The 21,504-nt window shown below is 55.7% G+C and carries 18 protein-coding genes; 7 read left to right on the top strand and 11 right to left on the bottom strand.

Features of this window, described 5'->3' with window-relative positions:
* Positions 1-9: 9 nt before the first annotated feature.
* Complete coding sequence (locus tag DYE26_RS30620; protein WP_240534104.1) at positions 10-1,884, top strand: FTR1 family protein; 1,875 nt, start codon at positions 10-12, stop codon at positions 1,882-1,884.
* Between the two features lie 118 nt (positions 1,885-2,002).
* Here DYE26_RS30620 and DYE26_RS30615 read toward each other — a convergent pair whose 3' ends face one another.
* A complete protein-coding gene (locus tag DYE26_RS30615; RefSeq protein ID WP_036620390.1) occupies positions 2,003-2,449 on the bottom strand; it encodes a MarR family winged helix-turn-helix transcriptional regulator in 447 nt (148 codons plus the stop codon).
* A 205-nt stretch (positions 2,450-2,654) separates the two neighbouring features.
* On the opposite strand from DYE26_RS30615, the gene DYE26_RS30610 reads away from it, so the two are divergent.
* From DYE26_RS30610 to nagA, 3 genes are read left to right on the top strand one after another with little or no spacing between them, the layout of a single operon-like run.
* The gene (locus DYE26_RS30610) at positions 2,655-3,524 is read left to right on the top strand and encodes a MurR/RpiR family transcriptional regulator (RefSeq protein ID WP_036620389.1); all 870 of its coding nucleotides are present in this window, start codon (positions 2,655-2,657) and stop codon (positions 3,522-3,524) included.
* Positions 3,518-4,246: a glucosamine-6-phosphate deaminase gene (gene nagB, locus DYE26_RS30605; protein WP_036620386.1), complete on the top strand. Its 729-nt coding sequence runs from the start codon at positions 3,518-3,520 to the stop codon at positions 4,244-4,246. The genes DYE26_RS30610 and nagB overlap by 7 nt, the downstream gene beginning before the upstream one ends.
* Positions 4,246-5,442 carry an N-acetylglucosamine-6-phosphate deacetylase gene (gene nagA, locus DYE26_RS30600; RefSeq protein WP_036620384.1) on the top strand — a complete coding sequence of 399 codons (1,197 nt, stop codon included), beginning with the start codon at positions 4,246-4,248 and terminating at the stop codon, positions 5,440-5,442. Before nagB ends, nagA begins: the two co-directional genes overlap by 1 nt.
* Before the next feature lie 626 nt (positions 5,443-6,068).
* Here the strand turns inward: nagA and DYE26_RS30595 are convergent.
* The 8 genes from DYE26_RS30595 to DYE26_RS30560 form a co-directional block, all read right to left on the bottom strand.
* Positions 6,069-7,211, bottom strand: a complete 1,143-nt coding sequence (locus DYE26_RS30595) for a YhcN/YlaJ family sporulation lipoprotein (protein WP_051985311.1) — start codon at positions 7,209-7,211, stop codon at positions 6,069-6,071.
* Between the two features lie 167 nt (positions 7,212-7,378).
* A complete protein-coding gene (locus DYE26_RS30590) occupies positions 7,379-8,446 on the bottom strand; it encodes a glycosyltransferase family 4 protein (protein WP_036620383.1) in 1,068 nt (355 codons plus the stop codon).
* Between the two features lie 37 nt (positions 8,447-8,483).
* Positions 8,484-8,762, bottom strand: coding sequence for a hypothetical protein (locus DYE26_RS30585; RefSeq protein WP_127463450.1), 279 nt, complete (start codon positions 8,760-8,762; stop codon positions 8,484-8,486).
* Positions 8,759-11,311 (bottom strand): glycosyltransferase, encoded by a 2,553-nt coding sequence (locus DYE26_RS30580; protein ID WP_051985310.1) that lies wholly within the window; start codon positions 11,309-11,311, stop codon positions 8,759-8,761. The genes DYE26_RS30585 and DYE26_RS30580 overlap by 4 nt, the downstream gene beginning before the upstream one ends.
* Positions 11,312-11,324: 13 nt before the next feature.
* Positions 11,325-12,881, bottom strand: a complete 1,557-nt coding sequence (locus DYE26_RS30575) for a glycosyltransferase (protein ID WP_051985309.1) — start codon at positions 12,879-12,881, stop codon at positions 11,325-11,327.
* 316 nt (positions 12,882-13,197) lie between these two features.
* Positions 13,198-13,698: a hypothetical protein gene (locus DYE26_RS30570; RefSeq protein WP_036620380.1), complete on the bottom strand. Its 501-nt coding sequence runs from the start codon at positions 13,696-13,698 to the stop codon at positions 13,198-13,200.
* 373 nt (positions 13,699-14,071) lie between these two features.
* Positions 14,072-15,175 carry a hypothetical protein gene (locus tag DYE26_RS30565; RefSeq protein WP_036620378.1) on the bottom strand — a complete coding sequence of 368 codons (1,104 nt, stop codon included), beginning with the start codon at positions 15,173-15,175 and terminating at the stop codon, positions 14,072-14,074.
* A gap of 3 nt (positions 15,176-15,178) precedes the next feature.
* A complete protein-coding gene (locus DYE26_RS30560; protein ID WP_036620376.1) occupies positions 15,179-16,405 on the bottom strand; it encodes a glycosyltransferase family 4 protein in 1,227 nt (408 codons plus the stop codon).
* A gap of 231 nt (positions 16,406-16,636) precedes the next feature.
* On the opposite strand from DYE26_RS30560, the gene DYE26_RS30555 reads away from it, so the two are divergent.
* Genes DYE26_RS30555 through DYE26_RS30545 form a run of 3 tightly spaced genes read left to right on the top strand, consistent with a single transcriptional unit; the run spans position 16,637 to position 19,838 of the window.
* Positions 16,637-17,914 carry a nucleotide sugar dehydrogenase gene (locus tag DYE26_RS30555; protein ID WP_036620373.1) on the top strand — a complete coding sequence of 426 codons (1,278 nt, stop codon included), beginning with the start codon at positions 16,637-16,639 and terminating at the stop codon, positions 17,912-17,914.
* Between the two features lie 29 nt (positions 17,915-17,943).
* Positions 17,944-18,924 (top strand): NAD-dependent epimerase/dehydratase family protein, encoded by a 981-nt coding sequence (locus DYE26_RS30550; RefSeq protein ID WP_036620371.1) that lies wholly within the window; start codon positions 17,944-17,946, stop codon positions 18,922-18,924.
* Positions 18,921-19,838 (top strand): NAD-dependent epimerase/dehydratase family protein, encoded by a 918-nt coding sequence (locus DYE26_RS30545; protein WP_036620369.1) that lies wholly within the window; start codon positions 18,921-18,923, stop codon positions 19,836-19,838. The genes DYE26_RS30550 and DYE26_RS30545 overlap by 4 nt, the downstream gene beginning before the upstream one ends.
* A gap of 65 nt (positions 19,839-19,903) precedes the next feature.
* Here the strand turns inward: DYE26_RS30545 and DYE26_RS30540 are convergent, their stop codons facing one another.
* On the bottom strand, positions 19,904-20,689 hold the full coding sequence (locus tag DYE26_RS30540) for a glycosyltransferase family 2 protein (protein ID WP_051985308.1): 786 nt from the start codon (positions 20,687-20,689) through the stop codon (positions 19,904-19,906).
* A gap of 6 nt (positions 20,690-20,695) precedes the next feature.
* Positions 20,696-21,493 (bottom strand): glycosyltransferase family 2 protein, encoded by a 798-nt coding sequence (locus tag DYE26_RS30535; RefSeq protein ID WP_036620367.1) that lies wholly within the window; start codon positions 21,491-21,493, stop codon positions 20,696-20,698.
* Positions 21,494-21,504 lie beyond the last annotated feature (11 nt).

The following is a 21,504-nucleotide window of genomic DNA, read 5'->3' as shown; positions in this document are numbered from 1 at the left end:
CCATGTTTTATGTCAATTACACCGTACGCGCCGCAGCCTAGTCCGGTACGTTTTCGGGGCGATCGCCGGCTTTCTTCCCGTGCGCTGCGCCTCGCGGTATGCCTTATGGTGCTCGCAACCGTCTGCGCCTGCCTCGCGTCCGGGGCCGGGGCCGCCGCCGAAACGCCGAAGTCCGCCGCATCAGATTCGCTGCTACCGCTGGTCGGCGGCGCCCTCGTCGAAGCCGGCGGCGGCAATTGGGACGAGGCTTCCGCCGAACTGGAGAAGTTCGAGGCAGCGTGGGGACAAATCGATTCCGCTCCGGCAGGCGAGGCGGCAGCGGCGGTTTCCGAGGCGTTGACCGCAGCCAAGGAGGCGGTCCGGAACGAGGACGCGGACGACGCCAAAACCCGGCTCTCCACGTTAGCCAAGCAGGTTAACGAGTTTATCCAAAGCGGCGGGGATCGGGCGGAAACGGACGCTATGGGAAAAGAAGCTGCCGGGCGGCTGCTGAAGATGGTCAATAACACGTTAAAGCCGCTGGAAAACGGGAATCCCGACGAAGCCCAAAGCCGCTTCAAGCAAATTTTGGACGGCTGGAGCAAAATGGAGGGCCCGATCCGCAGCGGGCATTTCGGCGTGTACAGTGATGTGGAGACGCATATGAGCCTGGTCCGCATCGCGCTGCAAGCAGACCCTGTGAAAACGGAGCAGGCGGCTGGCGAATTGCAAAAGCTGGCGGATCTGCTGCAAAACTATATCGGCGGCAAGCTGGACGATTCGGCCGCCACAGCCCTCCCCGCGGCCGGACAAACCGGCCTTAAGGATGCGATCGCTTTGCTTAAGGCGGCGGCCCAGGCGGCCGCTGCCGGCGATGCCGCGGGGGCGGCGGAGCAAATGCAGGCCTTCATCGTCATGTGGCCCCGCGTTGAAGGCGAGGTTTCGATTTCCTCGCCGGCGGCATACACGGCTACGGAAAACCGTATGACCGAAGCGCAAAGCTATCTGCTGTCCAGCCCTCCCGATTTTATGCGCGCCGCGAACATCATCAGCCAAATGCTGAGCGATCTGGAGCCTCTGGCCGCTAAAACCTCCTATACCGCCTGGGACGCAGCGCTCGTTCTGCTGCGGGAAGGGCTGGAGGCCATCCTTGTGCTGGCCGCGCTCCTCGCTTTTGCGAAGCGGGCGAACCAGCCGGCCGCACGCCGGTTTATTTGGGCGGGGGCCGGGTCGGGCCTGGCGTTGTCCGCCGCGTTGGCAGTTGTGCTTACCTATGCCGTCGCCCAGGCGGTGTCGGGAGGCGCGCGCGAACTGCTGGAAGGGTTCATCGGCCTGGCGGCCGTCGTCATGATGCTGGCGGTCGGGCATTTTTTGCACAGCAAATCCAGCGCGCAGGCCTGGAACCAATACATCGCCAAACAATTCGGGGGCGCGATGGAGCGCGGAAGCTTGTGGTCGCTGTTTGTTTTGTCGGGGCTGGCGATCTTGCGCGAAGGCGCGGAAACCGCCGTCTTTTATATCGGAATGGCCCCCTCCATCGAGCTGTCCCAATTGCTGATCGGCATGCTTGGCGCGTTGGCCGCGCTTGCGGTGCTCGGCTTTGCGCTTATTCGGTTTAGCGTCAGGCTGCCGATCAAGCCTTTTATGCTGATGGCCAGCCTGTTCATCTATTTCCTGGTCATTCGCTTCACGGGAGAAAGTTTGCACGCCCTGCAGGTGGCGGGGGTGCTCCCCGCGCACAGCCGGAGCTGGCTGCCGGCCGCCGGATGGGTCGGCGCCTACCCGACCTGGGAAACGTTTTTGCCGCAAAGCGTTTTGCTGCTGTTTGTGCTTTGGCGTTTGCTGGCCGGGGAGAAGCAGGAGAAGCAGAAACATAAAAGAAACGTCTACCAACACACTCCTTAAGAGAAACAGACCGGGCTTTGGCGGCAGTTTTTCCCTGCGATTGAAAGAAACTGCCGCACCTGCTTTACCGAAAAGACCGCCGGATCAACCTTCCGGCGGTCTTTTGCATCTCCTCTTCTTACTCCCTTACTTGCCTTTTGTTCTTGCTGAATTTCTCCAGAATCCCCACCAGCACGTCCAGCTCATGCCGGTCCAATACGGACAAATGGGCTTTCAGCACCTCCCGGGACCTCTTCCGGGCTTCTTCGCATACCTCGGCGCCCCGCGTTGTCACCGACAGCAGAACCGACCTCCGGTCTTTTTCGTCATGCCGGCGTTCGACATATCCGTTTTGCACGAGCCGGTCGATCATCACCGTAATGGCGCTGGGCTTCACCTCGAGCTTGTCCGCCAAATAGCTGACGTTGCACGTCTTTTGCCGGTCGATCAGCGCCAGCATGTGAAATTGCGGTCCGGTCAGCCCCAGCTCCTGATGATGCATCAGCTCGCTTTTCATTTTGCGGAACGTGCTCGACCAAGCGGCTTCGATACGCTCGATGTACGTGTCGAGATCATCTTTTGACACAGGATTCCTTCCTCCCCCCACAGGGTCCAACCTAATTTAAGTGTATTATGCGGCCAGGCAGAATTCAAGGAAACTCTCCAGCTTTCGTCAACAAACGGCCTTGAAAACCGGTGAAGAATCCATTATGATGGAATCGAAATGATTTTCATGTATTATGTATGATATTTAAAAATAATTTTCACACTATCTACAGGAGGGGGTCTTTTTGACGCCAATACTGCACGCACTCTCCAGCCATTTGGACACGCTGCCGCCGCAGGAGCGCAAACTCGGGGAATATATTCTGGAATCGCCGGCGGCCGTTCTTCATTTGGGCATTACGGAATTGGCCAATACGTGCGGAGTCAGCCCTTCGACCATAACGCGTTTTTGCAAGACGTTTCATTTTAAAGGGTTCCCCGATTTTAAGATGAAGCTGGCCGGAGAGCTGGCGCATAAACCGGCGGACACGCAATATCAGGACATTATTGCCGGCAATGACCTGCAAAAAATCGTCGAGGCCATGGAAGCGAACCACCTCGCCTCCATTACCGACACCACCCGCTTGCTGGACATGAACCAGCTGGCTCAGGCGGTAAAGGCGTTGTGCGGGGCCAAGCGCATCGATTTGTACGGCGTGGCCACCTCATCGGTGGTGGCTCAGGACTTCTATCAAAAACTGATCCGCATCGGCAAAAACTGCACCGCTTTCGCCGATTCCCATATGCAGATCACCTCCGCGTCTTCGCTGGGAGCGGGCGATGCCGCGCTGGCGATTTCCTATTCCGGGGAAACGCCGGAGACGATCGATGCGCTGCGCTGCGCCAAAGACAGCGGGGCGGTGACGCTCTCCTTGACGCAATACGGGCAAAACCGCCTGGCGTCTTTGGCGGACATCGCGTTATTTTCTTCCTCCTTGGAGGAAGGAATGCGCCGGGGCGACATGGCATCGCGGATCGCCCAACTTCATGTCATCGATATTTTATTTACGGGAATGGTTAGCCTGGAGTTTGAAGACTATATTCCCAAGCTGGAAAGTTCATATCAAAACGTGCAGATTTACCGCAAAACACAAGGAGGGCAAAACTTATGCTGAACATCATCAAAACAAGCAGCGAGGACCATTTTAACGAAACCGGCGCAGGCATTATCGCCAGCCTGCTGCAATCCAATCCGCGGGCGATTCTCGGCCTGGCGACCGGTAGCACGCCGGTCGGCGTTTACGGGAAATTGATCGAGCTTTACCGGAAGGGCAGCGTAAGCTTCAAGCAGGCCACGACCTACAATCTCGACGAATACATCGGCCTTCCGGCCGATCATCCGGAAAGCTACCGCCGGTTCATGGACGAGAAGCTGTTTAACCATATCGATATTTTGCCCGAAAACACCCATGTTCCATCCGGCGTGGAAGCCGATCCGCAAAAAGCGGCCGAAGATTACTCGCGTCTGCTGGATGAAGCCGGCCAGATCGATTTGCAGCTGCTCGGTCTGGGCCACAACGGTCATATCGGCTTCAATGAACCGGGCGAGGAGCTGCAGGGACCGCCGCATATCGTCAAGCTAGATGAACGGACCCGCCTGGCCAATGCGCGTTTTTTCAACTCCATCGAAGAGGTGCCGACGCACGCGATCACGATGGGGATCGGCTCCATTTTGCATGCCAAGCAAATTTTGCTGATGGCCAAAGGCGAAGACAAAGCGGAAGTGATCGCCCGGGCGCTGAAAGGACCGATTACGACGAAATGCCCGGCTACGTTCCTGCAAACCCACTCCAATGTCGTTGTCGTCGTAGATCAAGCTGCAGGGAAGTGGCTATAATGAGCGGCCGGAATTTTATCCTGACCCATGCCGAAGTCGTTACGCCCCGGGGAATCATTCACGACGGAGCGGTTGCCGTAGAGAACGGACTCATCGTTTATGTCGGCTCCGCATCCGGCGCGCCGCTTTCGCTCCCGGCCGAATGTGAAACGATCGACGCAAGCGGCCATTACGTGCTGCCCGGTTTTATCGATGTTCATGTGCACGGCGGCATGCTCGAGGATTTCTCCGCACCCAGCCAGCGCGGCTTTGATGCGATTACGAAGCTTCATTGCAGCCAGGGCACGACCTCGATGCTGGCCACCACGATGACGATGCCGAAGCACGTAATCGAACACGTACTCGAGGAAGTGCATCAATATATGCAGGGCGATATGCCTTATGCCCAACTCGTCGGCGTCCATTTGGAAGGGCCGTTTATCAGCCCGAAATGGCCTGGAGCGCAAAATCCGGAGCATATCGTGCCGCCGAACCGGGAATGGATCGAAGCATGGGATACGCGCTATCCCGGGCTGATCAAACAGGTGACGTTCGCGCCGGAACGGGAAGGCTCGCACGAGCTGATCCGCTATTTGCGCAAGCGGGGCATCGTGGCGGCCGCCGGACATACGGACGCAACCTACGAGCAAATGATGGCCGCGTATGAAGTCGGGCTAAACCACTCCGTGCATATGTTCAACGCCATGACGCCGCTCCATCACCGGAAGCCCGGCACCGCCGGCACGATTTTAAGCACGCCCGGCATCAGCGCGGAAATTATCGCCGACGGCATCCATGTGCACCCCGCCGCAATCCGGCTGCTCGCCAGCGTGAAAACCGGCAGCAACCTGATGCTGATCACGGACGCGATGTCGGCAGCCGGTCTTGGGGACGGCGAATATATGCTCGGCGATCTGCCGGTCGTTGTGAAGGACCGGGTTTGCACCCTCAAAGATAGCGAAGGCACATTGGCCGGCAGCACGCTGACAATGATCCGCGGCTTCCGTTATCTGGTGCAGGAAGTTGGCTTGTCCGTGGAGCGTGCCTCCGAACTGGCCAGCGGCAACCCGGCCAAGCTGATCCGGATCGATCATTTGACCGGCGCGGTGGAAACCGGAAAACAAGCCGACCTGCTGCTTGTAAGCGGCGATCTGGAGCTGCAGCGGGTTTGGGTGAAAGGGCGGCTGCTAAACGGCGAAGCCGAAGAAGCCGAATAAGTCTTTAAAATCGTGATGGAGAGGGCTGTCTGACTACAAGTCGCATATTATAACTAATCAGAACTGCAAATATAGTAAACAACCCTTTTATTACCTGTACGGGTCGAAGGGCTTCCTGCCACATTCCTATATAGGGAAGGGGTATCCCACCATGAAATGCAAAAGTGCAGGCGAATTTCGTCGAAACTCCCTGAAACAGGCGGTTCAAATGCAAATGTGCAGTTCATTTCCGGTTAAAAGTCACTTTTTTATCAAATCGCGGATATTCAGATGCATTTTTGCATTTCAAACGCTCTAAAAGGATGAACTACGGAAAATAGAATGCACTTTTGCAGTTGATCTCAACGACCCGTCCTAGCAAACGACGAATCACCTTCAGTCTTGATGTCTTAATGTAATGGAAATACTTATGAGCAAACCACATAGTACATCAGCATAAAAATGAAGCCGCCTGGTTTTTAACAACCATTAGCGCGCTGGCGGTACGATTAGATTACGTTAGATTTCGTTAGCTTCGTTAGATTACGTAAAATTCCATCTGCGGGTTCTCGGCTACAATAATTAGGCCCCCTTCTGGCGAGAAAGGGGGCCTAGCCTGCATTGCTTTAATTTAGCCGGTTTCTCCGTTAACGGGTCGTGCCGCCCGAAAAACCGCCGTTGGTGCCGGTGCGAAGACCTCCACCGGTTCCCGTCATGCCTCTCGTACCGTTGCCCATGCCGGCATTCGGGCCGGTAGGCGTATACCCGTTCGGGCCGGTCATCGTCCCGGTGCGCCCCGGGAAAATCCGGTTGATCAACGTTTGGAAATCGCCGATGACGTTGTTCAGCGTCCCGCCTCCGCGCGTTTGGGTAGCATAGTTCCCCATGCTGGTTACGAAGTCGGGATTCCCGGAAACATACACGTTGCGGATATGAGGGGCCGTTTGCTTCACGACATGGGCAATACGGTCCTTAACGTCCTGAGGGACGTTATCGGTAACCGCGCCGTTGACATTAAAGCGGCCTGCGCCTACACCGTCATAAGTTCCGGCTCCGCTGCGCGTGCCGGTACCGTAAATCGTAGTGCCGCGGTTTACGCTGCTCATCCCCATATTCCCGGCGCCATTGTACATGGTCCCGGTTCCGGTTGTCCCATAACCTGTCGTTCCATAGCCGGCCGGACCATTTCCGGCGGTGCCGTATCCGGGTGTCCCGGTGCCGGTCGTGTTCGTTCCACCCATGCCGAACAAATTGTTGCCGCGAGTTCCGAAAAGACCGCCGGCTCCGTTAGGGGCCGTCAGCCCGCGGCCAAGCCCGTTGTCATAGGCGCCGCGCGTTCCGTAGCCGGCACCGTAAGGTCCGCCGAGATTCGTCGTTCCCGTACCGATGCCGGTGGAACGCATGCCGTAAGTGTTTGTCCGGCCCGCCGTATTCCCCGTGGCGGCGTTGTTGTTACCGTGGAGCGTAACAGCCACATATGCGTCGCGGTCCGTCACGACGACATGAGCCGTCTGCACATCGCCCAGCTGGGCGACTTTATTGCTTAGCGCAGGACTGTATCTCAAGGAGCGAATCCGCTGATCCTGACCGTTCCCCGCGCTACGCGAAAACAGACGGTTCCCGTTGGGAAGGGAGTTGACATCATAGTTCCGGTTGTTGTTGTTCCGAACGCTTTGCGTCCGTACGTTGTTCTTGGCTGTGCCGTCACCGCAGCCCGCAATGCCGATCACGCTGGCCAGCAATGCGGCGGACAACGACAAATTCACGATTTTGCTTTTGGCTCCAGGCATGTAGTCATCCCCCATCAAAGATTTTAATGTGTATGATTACATGCGTTAGAGTGCGCCGCATCCGTGAACGACATTCAGGGAAGTTTCACCGCAGCGGGAAAAAAAGAACTGTTCCCGAAAGCGTCCCTTTTAACGCAGGGAACAGTTTTTCTTGACGGTATGGTATATTAAATGGTTTGCAGCATGTTCATAAATTCCCGGCTGTATTTATCCGGATGAAATTCGCTTTTTACAAGCTGTAAAGCTTGGGTTTGTATCCCGTTTCGCAGCGGTTTGTTCAGCATCAGCTCGCGCCCTTCCCGAACGGCCTGGCCGATATCGCCAAGGACATAGCTTTTCCCCGTTTTATTATGCTTAATGCAGGAGACGACGCCGTCCGAACCGCTTGCCAGCACGGGGCAGCGGCAGCTCATCGCTTCGATGATGGACATCGGCGCTCCTTCGACTTTGGAGGTGCTGCACAGGAATCCGCCGGAATCGCCGATGGAGGAATAATAATGGATCATTTCCCGATTGGGCACATTGGAGCGAACCTTTAAACGGCTGCGAAGCTGCAGCCGGTCCACCAAACTTTCGAATTTTCCGCGCTCCGCGGGGCTCGATAAATAATGGTCTTCAAACATCCAGATTTGAATGCTCCGGTCATAAAAAAGCAAGGAATGGGCAATATAAAGAAACTCCCGCCAGTTTTTATTGTCCTCAATCCGTCCGACCCAGGCGACTACGGGTTCCTTTTGTTTTTGCGAAGGACGGTACGAAAAAGCTTTGGCGTCAAAACAATTATTTAAATAAAATTGCGGAATGGCCGGGTACAATTGCTGAAACAAGGCCGTAATATGAGGCGTTTTCGGATTCATTAAAGCGGCGGCATGCTGACGGACGATCGGGACTGCGGCGCGAAGCTCTTTTTCGGCGGTATCCACGGATCCGAATCCTTGGATTTCCAGCACGAGCTTGCCCTCGTAACCGAGTCTGCGAAAGCGGGGAAAGCTGGCGTAATCCGTCGTCACCACGATGCAATCGTAGCGGCGCGTTTGGATAAGCCGGCGAATTTCATCGTCTTCATCCGTGACATAAACCGGAAAGTCCGTTTTGTTTTGCAGCCCGGCTCCCCACCTGTAGTACAAGCATTCCGCCTCAATTCCAAAACGCCGCAATGCCCTGCACCGCTGGCGATTTACGGTTTCCATCCCCCCGCTCGGCACGTAAAACACGAACAGCACACGTTTATTCATACACCATCATTCCTGACTTATAGAGGTTTACCCGCGTTCACAACTCGCATAAGCGCTTGATTAATCCGGTGTCCGGGATGCGGTATTCCGGAGGCAGCTTGGCGGGAAGAGACGCCCGGAAAGCCTCGTCCCCTTTGGTTATGTCCGGGGTCAGGCACGAGCGGTTCATGACATAAGGCAGGCTGGAGAGCTCCGGATCGAGCGTTCGCAGAAAGCAAGGATCGGGGTAGTTGTAGCCTTCCGGAAGCTTGACCGCCAGCTTCTGCCAGAAAACGGGATCCGGCTTTTCGTATACGGTAAAGGAAAAAATCATCATGTTCTCACCCTTTGCAGCGCCAAATCATAAACCGCCAGGGTCCGCTCCAGCAGGGTGTCAGGGGACCATTGCCGATTCGCCCATTCCTTGGCCCGTTTAGCCAAAGATCGTCTCAGCGGCTGATCCTCCATCAGGCGGGTCAACTGCTGGGCAAGCTCCCGATCGTTGCCGGTTTCGAACAGCAATCCGGTTTCCTCATGCCGGATCATCTCCGGAATTCCGCCGGCATTCGAGGCGACGATAGGGGTGCCGGACAGCTGCGCCTCCATGATGGAAAACGGCAGGTTATCCTGCAAGGAAGGCAACACCATACAGTCGCTTTGCCGCAGAATCGCCGGCACGTCCCGGCGGTCGCCGAGCAGGGTGACGCGGTCAGTCAAGCCGGCTTCGGAAATCCAGCGTTCCACGTCGGCGCGAAGAACTCCGTCGCCGAGCAGCCAGCAATGCCAACGCGGATCGGAGCTTATTCGGCTTAGCGCCCCGATCAGGGTACGATGGCCTTTGACCGGGACGAGCCGGGCCGGGCAGCTGATCGTGAATTCCGCTGCTTGCGGAAGCGGCTCCGTAAGCGGCGCTTGCGATCTTTGCTCGAATTCGGCGAAATCCATACCATAAGGTATGACGCTGAAGATGTCCGGGGGCACGGAGAACCGGACCATTTCACGGCGAAGCCATTCGGTAGGCAAAATGGCGGCGTTCGCCGACACGCATCCGTAATACTCTTCATCGGCCACGTATTTCCAAGCCAAACTGTCCTTGCTTTCAATATCTCCGGCAATCATATGCTCCTTGGCCAGCAAGCCGTGAATGGTGGCGACCAGGGCGGTGCGGGACGGCTTGACGCGGGACAACGCCCGGGTGGAAATGATGTCCTGCGTATGAATGATGTCGTATTGATCCAAATCAAACAAGGCGGCGGCCAGTTCGTAGCAATAGCGCTCGACGTCGCGATAACGCACCCAAGGGTCGACATGGGCCAAATACTTCTGGTAGAACCGGATGACTTGATCATAAACCAGGTTTTTGATCTTCCATTTATTGATCTTTTTGTTTCCGTCCACAAGATAGTAGTGGGCCATATCCGGATGATGGGCCAGCACGTCGACTTGATGCCCTTTGCGCTCCAGCTCTTTTTTCAGCAGACGCACATAGACATCGACCCCGCCGACATGAGGCAAATACCAGTAGGTCGCCAGCAAAATCCGCTTCGGCGAAGCCGCGGCCGCAGCCGGAATATCACCCGCGGGGAAGGCCGGATGTGAATGAGCCTGTAAAGCTGCGCCGGAATCGGCCGCAGCGGCTTCAGGCAACGCAGGCGCATCCCGTTTACTGGCGGCTGGCGGCTCGGTGGACAGGAAATACACGCATCCGGACATAAACCGGTTTTGGTTCAAGCCCGAAACGGCGCCCACCGCAATTTGCGCTTCGTCCGTCCCGTACATAACCGCTAGGGAATGGCCGAACACCTCTGCTTCGTCGCCGTTAAACTCGTGAATCAGCTTGCCGTCCCGGCCCAGCAGATAGGCGGCCCCGACCCGCGATCCGGCAAGCACGGCCGGCTCCTGCCCGCGTTGGGCAAACGGGACAATATCGGTCCCCAGCTCTTGAAGGCCAAACCAGCCTTCCTTTTCCATCACCAGCTCTCCTGAGACCAGATTGTAGGCAGCCACCGCCCCGCCGCGGGTAAATTCGCCCCCAGCTTTGGGCGAGCCGATGACCAAATCGGCGATGCCGTCCCCGTCAAGGTCGAACGCGGCCACTTTGCGTCCGTGTTCGTCATAGCTTCGCTTTCCTCTGGACTCAAACATCGGCGCCGCCCCGCCGCGAAACACCAAGACGCGTCCGTTGCGGGTCATATCCGCGCCGGAATATAGCGGCGCGCTTACGATAAGCTCGGGTTTGCCGTCGCCGTCCACATCGCCGGAAGCGAGCGAAAGCCCCAAACCTTCCCCGTTCTTGCCCTCCCAGCTCTCCAGGATCGAATGATCCCGGCCGGAGTAAACGGTCACCCGTCCATCCCGGTCGGCCCCGTTCGGGTCCAAGTTATGCGAAGACACCGCCACATCCGGGATGCCGTCCTGGTTCCAATCCAAAACAGTCAGCGCCGCTCCCAAACGCGCGTAATTTTCTTCGCCGCTCCACTTCCCAAGCAAGTTCCCGGTACGTCCGGAGTAAACCGATACGGTTCCGCATTCCAGCAGGGAACCGGCGCTTGCCCGCGGGGCCCCGACGATAATTTCCGGGTTGCCGTCGCCGTTGATGTCCCCCAAAGCGACCGAAGCCCCGAAACAGTCGCCGTAACGATCGCCCTGCAGCGTGAAGAGCGGCTTCAGGTCGTGCGAATATACATAAACTTTTCCCCGGTAATAATGGGGGATCGGATTCACACCGTCTTCGTCTTCGACAAAGGTTGCCGTGCTGGCGGCAATGATCCATTCGTCCATCCCGTCCCCATTGATGTCTCCGGCAAGCACCACATCGCCAAAGCGGTCATGCTCCCGTTCACCCTCCAGTCGCTTCCATAAATAAAAAGGCAGCCGATTGCTCACCTCATCCCCTCCTCTATAGCGAAATGTCGATCCGGGTTGATTCGGCCGAAAGAACGGCGATTTTTCGCGTCTTCAGCCCAGCCTGGGGGTGGGACAGCGCTAATTCATAGGTTCCGGGCTGAAGATCGCAAATTTCAAACTGCCCGCCGCTGCCGCTCGCCGTACTCCGAAGGACGACGCCGGCCGTATCCAGCAAATGAATTGGGGTGTCCGGCAGCGGGAGACCCGTTTCGGCGTCGGCCACCGTTCCGGATAGGATGGAAAAATTCCGTATATGGCCGGCTGCCAGGCGTGCATTCGCCCAGTAATCATCGCTTAACCTGGAAACAAAGTCCTGCCTCAGCAGCGGCAGCGGCCGGCTGACGGTTGCCTGCCCGTAAACCTCGAACGTTTGCCCGAGCATGGCCATGTCGTTCCATACGGTTAAGGCATGTTTTCGCGCTTCGGCGGACTGCTTTTCCCGGAGCCGGTCATCCTCCACAAGCCTTAGCAGCTTTTCGTACAAATCAACGGCATTGCCCGGTTCCGCCAGCAATCCGTTGACCCCGTCCTGGACCATCTCCACGATTCCGCCGGTTCGGGAAGCGACGACCGGTTTGCCCAGGCTATGCGCTTCGATGATCGTAAACGGCAAGTTATCCTGCAGCGAAGGGAGCACCACGACGTCGGCGCCTTCAATCAACTCCGGAACATCATGACGTTTGCCCCAAAAGATGACATGCTTCTCAAGACCAAGCTCCTTCGTTTGCCGCTCCAGATCCTGGCGCATCATCCCGTCCCCAATCAGCCAGCAGACGACGTCGCTGCGCTTCTGCACAAGCAGCTTCATCGCGTCGATCAGGTATTTTTGTCCTTTGATGGCGACGAGGCGCGCAGGGCAGGCAATGATTTTGTTTGGCCGGACCGAGGAAGACACTCTTAAGTTCATTTGCTGCTTGTCTTGCCTGTCCCGGTACGCTTCCTGGTTCAAGCCGTAAGGAATAATGTAAGCGCGGGGATGCCGGATTCCGAACGTCGATAGTCTGCCCGACAACCAGCGGCTGGGCAAAATCAGACCGTCCGGGGACATGGAGCCGTAGTATTCTTCCAAAGACAGATAATGCTGTTCCAACGGAGAGCGAGCCTGAATCTCGTTACTTGCCGCCCATTCGGTAGCCAGACAACCGTGAATCGTCGCTACCAGAGGAACACGCCCCGGCTTGGCCTTGCGGAGTACAAAGGTTGAGATAATATCTTGCGTATGAATCAAATCATAGTCTTGCAAAGGAAGCCCTCGGCAGGCCAGCTCGAAAGCGTATTTTTCGCTTTCCCTCCAGAGCATCCATGGACTTAGCGGGATTTTACGCCGCCGGAACCGGGCTTTCACCGCCTCCTCCGCCTGCGGAAGAAAGTCTTGTTTCCAGAGCCGGAGCCCGCCGCGAACAAGATAGTAGTGTGCGAGGCCGGGATGCTGGGCAAGGATTTCCACCTCATGCCCGGCTTCCGCAAGCCGGGAACGAAGGATGTTCAGGTAGGTCGACACGCCGCCGATATGCGGAAACGGCCAATAGGTGGCCAACAAAATGTTCAAGCAAGACCTCCTCCTTCTATAAGAGGTAGTTCAAAAAGTCATCTTTTGATCACGAAGCAAGAACAAGGAGCGTATTCGGCATCGAATCTTGAATTCACCCGGGCCTATAGCGTATGCTTCCGAAGTATGTTTCCTGCGGAAACATTTCAGTTGCTCACGTAGGATCTTCCTACGCTTTCGCTCCTTTCGTCCCTGGCTTCATCCAACCTTCTCGGTGCTGAAAACCTGACTTTTTGAACTTTCACTAAAACTGAAACCGCGCTGTTTAAAGAAAAACCACTAGACATCATGTCCGGTGGTTAGATTAAACTCCCGTTTATTTTTGCAGGCTTTCTTCCTCGTTGTCCTCGTCTTCCTCCAACAGGTCTTCGAGGTCCATCTCCTCATCCAGCTCGTCAATCAATTCTTTATCCACTTCCACTTCATAGACGGGTGGCTGAACTTGTACGGGGGCCGGCTTAATGACCACAGGGTCGGGAAGTTCGTGGAAATATACGCCGGTGTATTCCTCCTGATACGCCTGGCGTTGACCAAAAGGAATGTACGGGGTAATATTGTCGCCCAGCAGCCCGGTTCCGGGGCCCGTTCCCGGGCCTGTTCCCGGACCGGTGAACAGCCCCGAACCCGGAGCTTTGTTCAGCCACATAAAAAACGGCTTCGTTCTAAAAATTCCCCGCTGCTCCTGTTCTTCGAGATAAGCTACTTTTTCTTCATCCGACAGGTCGGAAGGAATCATCCCGTGATAGACAGGCGGAATTTTGGCCAGCATTTTTTGAAGAACCTGACTTGCGTCTTCGCCTTTGTTTCTTGTGAACACGACATTCAACTCCTCTGCAAAATAATCTGCTTCAAAATCTTGCTTGCTACGCTAGTCAGTATATTCCGAGGAAAAATAGAATGGCAGGGACATCCGTTCGAATCAAAAAAAGAGGCGGTTCGATTAGTCTATAAGTTGAATTGTTGATAGAACGGATCAGGGCAGCCGTGTGAAATGTTCTTTTGATCGCTGTTGTTCGCGGATTTCTATGATCAACTAAATTCGAATGCTGTAGAAATCCGCTCACAAAGGCGACCAGTACCGTTCTTCAGAATCATTTCACACTTTTGCCTAACTCGCTTTTTTCAGTTGTTCAACTTATATATAAGAACCAGCCTCAAGGGGAAATATATAGTTTTAGAATAATAGTCTTCTACGATTCTTCGTTCGCGGCGCCGCTGCCAGGATTCGCAGTTTCGCTTCCTCCATCCGCAGGCTCGGAAATGGACGGAGGCGAAACCTCGGCGGCCAACGCCTGAACCGTCTCCGGACGAAGGACCGAGCCGATCGACTCATCCGATTCAACCTGTCTCCATTCATTGCCCAGTTCGACCGGTTCGGTGCCGGACTGCAAAATATGAATGAAGGCGGGATCGGGAATCATGGTTTCTTCCAGCACGATGTTTAGCTCCGGGGCGGCCCGTTCGGCCGGAGCGATTACGGCTACGGGAGCGGGTGTGAAATCAACTTCGCTCTCCGGTCCCGGTCGACTTGGCACAAGCGGCTCCGCGACGGCGACCACTTCGGCCGCGGCGAACATTTCCTCCGGAACCGCCGCCCCTGCCGGGTCTGCCGCAATAGCGGGTTCCGCCGGCTCCGGTCCGGGCGGCAGGACCTGCCCGATCCCCGTATCCACGGCAACCCCTGCGGCAGCCGGGTCACCTCCTGTTCTAAACGGATCCGGCAGGTGGATCAAGCCGCGATGCGCTTCCGCGGCAAAAGGATGTTTTAACGTGCCGGGATGTTCCGCCGGCGGCGTCAAAGCCGCTCCACCTCCGATATTCCCCGCGGCCGGAACACCGGCGGCCGGATTTCCGGCGGGCCGAATTCCGGCAGGTGCCCCGGGTTCTCCCGCAGGTTTCGCTAGGTTCTGCGGCGAAGTTCCCGCCGCCTGATCCGGCGCCGCAGCCGGATTCGCCGACGCGTTATGCCGGCGGTTCCCTGCCGCCGGCCGGCGGACGACAACACGCGCTAATCTCCGGTGAATTTTCCGCCGCTGCCCTTTGGCCCATCTTTTCCGTCTAGCCTTTCTTTTTCTCCATGCCGCAAGTTTCCGCGCCCTGAGCGACTTCCGTTTGGGCCGCTGCGCCGCGGATTTCCGGCGCGCTTTCTCCTCTTGAATTTTCTCGATGGTGGCGATCTTTTTGACTGCTCCGAGATGAATCAACCTTACCTGACCGCTTCGCCCTGCCGCAGGTTTTCCCCGCTGCGGCACAACCCTTCCCCGTCTCGGAACGGAGACTGCGCTTACCTCCATGCTTTATGCTCCCTCCCTATTCACAAACCGCCGTTTCATCACCGTATCGTACACCTTCAATGTTTTCTTCATCATCGTTTCGATGGACCAATGCTCCAGCGCCCACCGTTTGGCTTGCTCCCCTAACCGGGTTCTCAGCCTGTCGCTCTCCAGCATCCGGCGGAGGTTTTGGAATAGCGGTTCGCTCTGGCCGGCTGGAGATACAAGCCCGGTTTTGCCGTGCTTCACCATTTCAGGAATGCCGCCCGCATCCGATACGACCGCGGCTTTCCCGGCGATTTGCGCCTCCATAATGGAAAAAGGGAGATTATCCTGAAGGCTCGGAAGCACAAACACGTCAGCTTGGCTCAGCAGTTCCGGAACGTCCTGCCTTGGACCCCAAAACTGCACATGCGCTTCCAATCCCAAGCTCCGGACCTGCTCCTTTAGCTGGCTCTCCAGCGGCCCGTCGCCCAACAGCCAGCATTCCCAATCCTCGCGAACCCCTTTGAGCATGGCCAACGCTTCAATCAGATGCTTGTGACCCTTCACCGGAACGAGTCTGGCGGGGCAGATCAGAACTTTTTTTTCGGAGCGCGCCGGGGCAGGAGCGGATGCCAGCCGCTTCAGGAACGTCTCGACATCCATTCCGTAGGGAATGACCTGCAAATGCTTGCCGGGAACGGCAAATTCGCTCATGGATAGCGCTTTGAGCCAATCGGTAGGAACGATCGTGGCATCGCTGGAAATCGCTCCGTAAAACTCCTCGGCCGCGGCGTATTTCCAGAGCAGCGTGTCTTTTCCGGTGACTTCGCCGGAATAGATGAATTCCGTGGCCAAGCAACCGTGGATCGTGGCAATCAGCGGCGTCGTTTTGTTTTTGACGCGCCATAGCGCCCGGGTCGACACAATGTCCTGGGTGTGGATCAGGTCGTATTTTTGCAGCCCGAATACCGACGCCGCGGCCTCGAAGCAGTACCTTTCGATATCCCGCCAGCGAATCCACGGATCGACATGCTTCATCTGCTGCTCGTAGTAGGCGTAGACCTGCTCATAGATGCGGTCTTTCACTTTTGATTTTACCAAGGTGCGCCCGTTGTTCGGCATGTAATAATGCTGCATATCGGGATGGTGGGCGAAAATATCCACCCGGTGGCCGAGCCGCTCCAGCTCGCGCTTCAGCGTGTCCACGTACGTCGAAACCCCGCCGACGTGCGGCAGATAAAAATAAGTCGTTAACAAAATATTCATGTCCCCAGCCCTTCCTTGTGGAACTCCGTATATCCTATGTACTTACCTAATCCGCCGTAAGGGACATTCGACCAAATTGCCGAAGGACAAGCACGTTTATTTTCGTCTATACGAATCTATTGCGCCGGCAGGATATTCTACCATTTTTTCTATCACGGGTACTTCTATCTATATCAATGAAAGACTTGCTTGAGTAGGATATACCATCTACCAGAAAAGGAGTGAAAACCTATGAATCAGGCAAAAGCCAGCATCGCCGTCATCGGCCTCGGGTACGTCGGACTTCCGTTAGCTTCTCTATTTCTGCAGAATGGCCATACCGTTTACGGCATCGACGTGGATGCTAGTAAAATTGCCAAATTGAGAAACCTGCAAAGTTATTTATCCGATTTTACGTCCAGAGAGATTAGAGCCATGTTCGCGGGAGGACGGTTTCATGTCAGCGATTCATTCAGCGACATCAGCCGGGCGGATGCGGTCATTATGTGCGTACCGACTCCGCTGGACCGAAACTTTGAACCGGATTTAACCTATGTGCGGGGTGCCATGAACAACGCCTTACCCTATCTGCAAAAAGGCCAGCTGATCGTTCTGGAAAGCTCCACTTATCCCGGCACGACGGAAGAAGTGCTGCTGCCGATGATCGAATCGACGGGGCTCGTCGTCGGCCAAACCGCATTTCTCGCTTATTCGCCGGAACGCATCGACCCGGGCCCCGATCAGAAGGAACTGCATCTGATCCCGAAGGTGCTCGGAGGAGTCACCGAAAAATGCACGGAAACGGCCAAAGCCGTATACGAAAGCATCTTTGACCGCGTCGTCGTCGTCTCTTCCCCGCGTGTGGCCGAGTTTACCAAGCTGCTCGAGAACTGCCAAAGACTGATCAACATCTCTTTTATGAACGAACTAGCCATTCTGTGTGAAAAAATGAACATTAACCTCTGGGAAGCCATTGAAGCGGCCAGCACGAAACCTTACGGATTTACGCCTTATTATCCCGGACCGGGAATCGGCGGCCACTGCATTCCGGTCGACCCGCTTTATTTGCAGTGGAAAGCGAAGCAGTACGGGGGAGACTCGAAATTTATCGAGCTCGCCCACCGGGTGAACGAGTCAAAGCCGGATTACGTCGTGGAAAAGGTAACCCGCCATCTGTCCGCCAACAAACCGCTCGCGGAAAGCAAAGTGTTTGTGCTTGGAGTGACCTACAAAAAAGACGTTAACGATCTGCGCGAATCGTCGGCGCTGCCGATTGTTCAAAAGCTGATGGAAGCGGGCGCGACCGTGAATTTCCACGATCCTTATATCAACCGGATCGAAGTCGGCGGGCGTTCCCTTGACGGCGTAGCCTTAACCAAACGGAACATTCAGCAGCACGACTGCGTGCTCATCCTAACGGACCACTCTTCGATCTCCTATGAAAATCTCGCATCTTTTTCCCATTTGATATTCGACACCCGGAACGCCACCAAAAATATCGAGGACCGCAAAAATATCATTGTCATCTGAATTTAGAGGAAACGGGGTGTATATCCACGATGAATATATTAGTAACCGGCGGCGCCGGCTTTATCGGCTCCCATCTGGTGGAGCGGCTGCTCGAACAAGGGCATTACGTTTGGACGCTGGACGATATGTCTACCGGAAAACTGCAATTTTTGAATGAAGCGACGGAAAACAACCGCCATTCGATGATCTACGGATCGGTGACGGATAAATATTTGCTGCGCGGCCTGGTAGAGCGCTGCGATGTCGTATTCCACCTGGCCGCCGTGCTCGGGGTCAAAAACACGGTGGAAAATCCGCTCAAGGTGATCGAGGGCAACATCGACGGTACGCGTAATATTTTGGAGCTTGCCCACCAAAACGGGGTTAAGGTCGTATTCGCCTCCACCTCGGAAATCTACGGCAAAAACAACAAACTTCCGTTCAGCGAGGATTCGGACCGGGTATTGGGAGCCCCGTCCATCCACCGCTGGAGTTACGCCACAGCCAAAGCGATCGACGAGCATCTCTGTTTCGCTTATGCGGAGAAGGGACTGCGGGTCTCCGTCGTGCGGTACTTCAACGCTTACGGGCCGAGACAGACGTCGTCGCAGTACGGCGGCGTGGTCGCCCGGTTCATCCGGGCCGCGCTGCGGAATCAGCCGCTTGAGGTGTATCATGACGGATCGCAAATCCGCTGTTTCACGTATATCCGCGATACGGTGGAGGGCACGCTCGCCGCAATGGGCAGCCATGCCAACGGACAGGCGTTTAATATCGGCTCCGAACACGCGATTACGATCCGCGACCTGGCCCATAAAATCCGCGATTTGGCCGGGTCTTCCTCGCCGATCGTTTACGTGTCCTACGCTAAAGCGTACGGTCCCGGCTATGAAGATATGCCCGTGCGCATGCCCGACCTGACCCGCTCCCGGAACGTTCTGAATTACGAGCCTTCCGTTTCCCTGGACGAAGGGCTGAAGCTGTCGATCGACTGGTTCCGCGAGCAAATGAAGGACGGGAATGTGTCATGAAAATGCTCGTCACCGGCGGTGCCGGCTTTATCGGCTCCCATCTGGCCGAAGCGCTGCTCGCTCAGGGCGCCGAAGTTCACGTGATCGACAACCTTTCGACGGGAAACCGGGACTACTTGCCCAAAAACGCGGTTTTGCACACCCTGGATATCCAAAGCGAGGAGGCCGCCGGGCTGATCAAACGGCTGAAGCCGGACATCGTCTTCCATGAGGCGGCCCAGGTCGACGTCCAGCGCTCCGTCAAGGATCCCGCCTATGACGCGATCATAAACATCGTAGGAGCGGCGAATACTTTGCAGGCATGCTGTGAAGCCGGGGTCAAAAAGGTCGTGTATGCTTCCTCCTGCGCCGTTTACGGGGAGCTGACGACGGCACTGATTCACGAGCAGGATCCGGCCCGCCCCATTTCCTTCTACGGCATCTCCAAACGCACGCCCGAATTGTATTTGCGCGTATTCCACAAACTGTACGGCTTAAATTACACCATCCTCCGTTACGCCAATGTGTTCGGGCCCCGGCAAACGCCGAAAGGCGAGGGGGGCGTCATCTCCATCTATATGGACCGGATCAAAAAAGGAACACCCCTGGTCGTTTTCGGAGACGGCGAACAAACCCGGGATTTCGTGTACGTGAAGGATGTCGTCAGAGCCAACCTTGCCGCCGTCCGGCAGGGCGATGGCCAGATCATCCAGATCGGCACGGCCCTGCCCACTTCGATTAAGGAACTGCTCATGATACTGCAGGATATTCACGGCGAGCCTTTGCTGGCCGTGCACCAGCCCGAGCGGCCCGGCGATATCCGGCACAGCTGCTTAAGCAACATCCGGGCGTTCGAATCGCTTGGCTGGAAGCCGACGTACGACCTGTACCGCGGATTGCAGGAAACGTACCAGTATGTGATGAATCAAGGCTGAAATATCGATAAAGCCGGGCTAAGATATTATCTTGGCCCGGCTTTTTTCATTGGATAGCCAATATCCTATTTTCGAATAAACCCGCGCAAATAATAGCTTCCGTCCGGTTGCGGCACCCAATCGGCTTTGTATTCGTCCCCCCATTCCCGCAAGATTTGGTTATACAATTCATAGCGGTATTGGCGCCGCAGCGGCCGCGATTGCTCGAATTTTTTCCAGTTTTCCGTGTCTCTCCTCCGATGGTACAGGAATTCATTGATCCAGACCAAACGGTATTTTCGGGCAAGCCTTAAAGCGATTTGGACATCGTCGGCTATCCGGTCACCGTATACCTGCGCCATCCAGCCGCCGACATCCCGAACGGCTTCCGTCCGGTAAAAACGCGGCACCATCGCGTTGCTCATTTTAAGCATCAAGTCATAGCGGTCTTGGTATTGTTCAAGGATGATCGGTTCCTTCCTGACGACGCGTTCCTGGTTATCCAGCCAATAAGTGAGATGATTGCCGTAAAAAAGCGCAGCATGCGGATTCGCCTCAGCCGCTTCTACCATGATCCGGAGCGTTTCTTTGTCCAGCCAGTCATCGGCGTCAAGCTGCATGAAATAGGGAGAGGTTATCATCGTAAGCGCGTAGTTCAAAACATGGCATTGCCCGAGATTCTCAGCCAGAGGGACGATTCGGATCCGCGGGTCCCTGAATTGGCGCGCCTTGGCCACAGACCCGTCGGTGGATGCGTCGTCGATAATCAGAAGTTCCCAGTCCGAATACGTTTGTCGCAGCACGCTGCCGATCGCTTGATCAATGTAGCGTTCTTTATTATACAATGTGATGACAACGGTCACTTTTCCCATAAAGGATTACTCCTTTCCTTGGTTTGTAGGGGTGAGGACAACGGTTTGCCAAAGGTGGGGCGGGCCGATCATTTCGGCCCGGTAGCGGTCCCCCCAGCGTTTTAACGCTTTGTCCGTAAACATTTTGATTAACAAGTTATACGTTGCGGCGTTTCGAAATTGACTCAAATTATTGTGATGATAGCGAAATTGATACAAGTCACGGTCGACATGGACAAAATTGTACTGATCCAGCAGGCGAAGCAGCATTCGCCGATCCTCCAGCATTCTGCCGCCCGTCAGTTCATCGATCTCCCAACCGCCGACGTTTTTGACGCAGCTCGTTCTATAAAATCTAGGCTGCACCATTGAGCCGTAGACCACAAAATCGTAGCGGTCTTTAAACGGCCGATGCTTCATGGTTTTGAAATAATGGAGAACTCCGTTCTTCTCGTGCCAATGGCAAGTATTCGCATAAGCCAGGGCGACGTTCTCCGATTGGCGTTCCATTTCGTTCAGGAGAACCTCAATCGTTTCGGGGACGATCCAATCGTCGCCGTCCACCTGAATGAAATATTTCGTCTGGATCGTTTGCAGTGCCTGATTCAGTACATGGCAAATGCCTTGATTCTGCTTGCGTTCAATCACTTGCGTTCGAGCGGGGTCCATGACCCGTTTCACGATGGATACCGTATTGTCGGTTGAGCCGTCATCGACAACCAGCAGCCTCCAGTCCCGGTAGGTCTGATTTTCGATGGATTTCAGCGCTTCCTCGATATAAGCGGCTTTATTGTAGGTGGGTACAACAACGGTAACAAGGCTCATTTCTCATCCCT

This window comes from Paenibacillus macerans (assembly GCF_900454495.1).
Classification (GTDB): Bacteria; Bacillota; Bacilli; order Paenibacillales; family Paenibacillaceae; genus Fontibacillus; species Fontibacillus macerans.
This window is presented reverse-complemented; position numbering and strand designations above follow the sequence as displayed.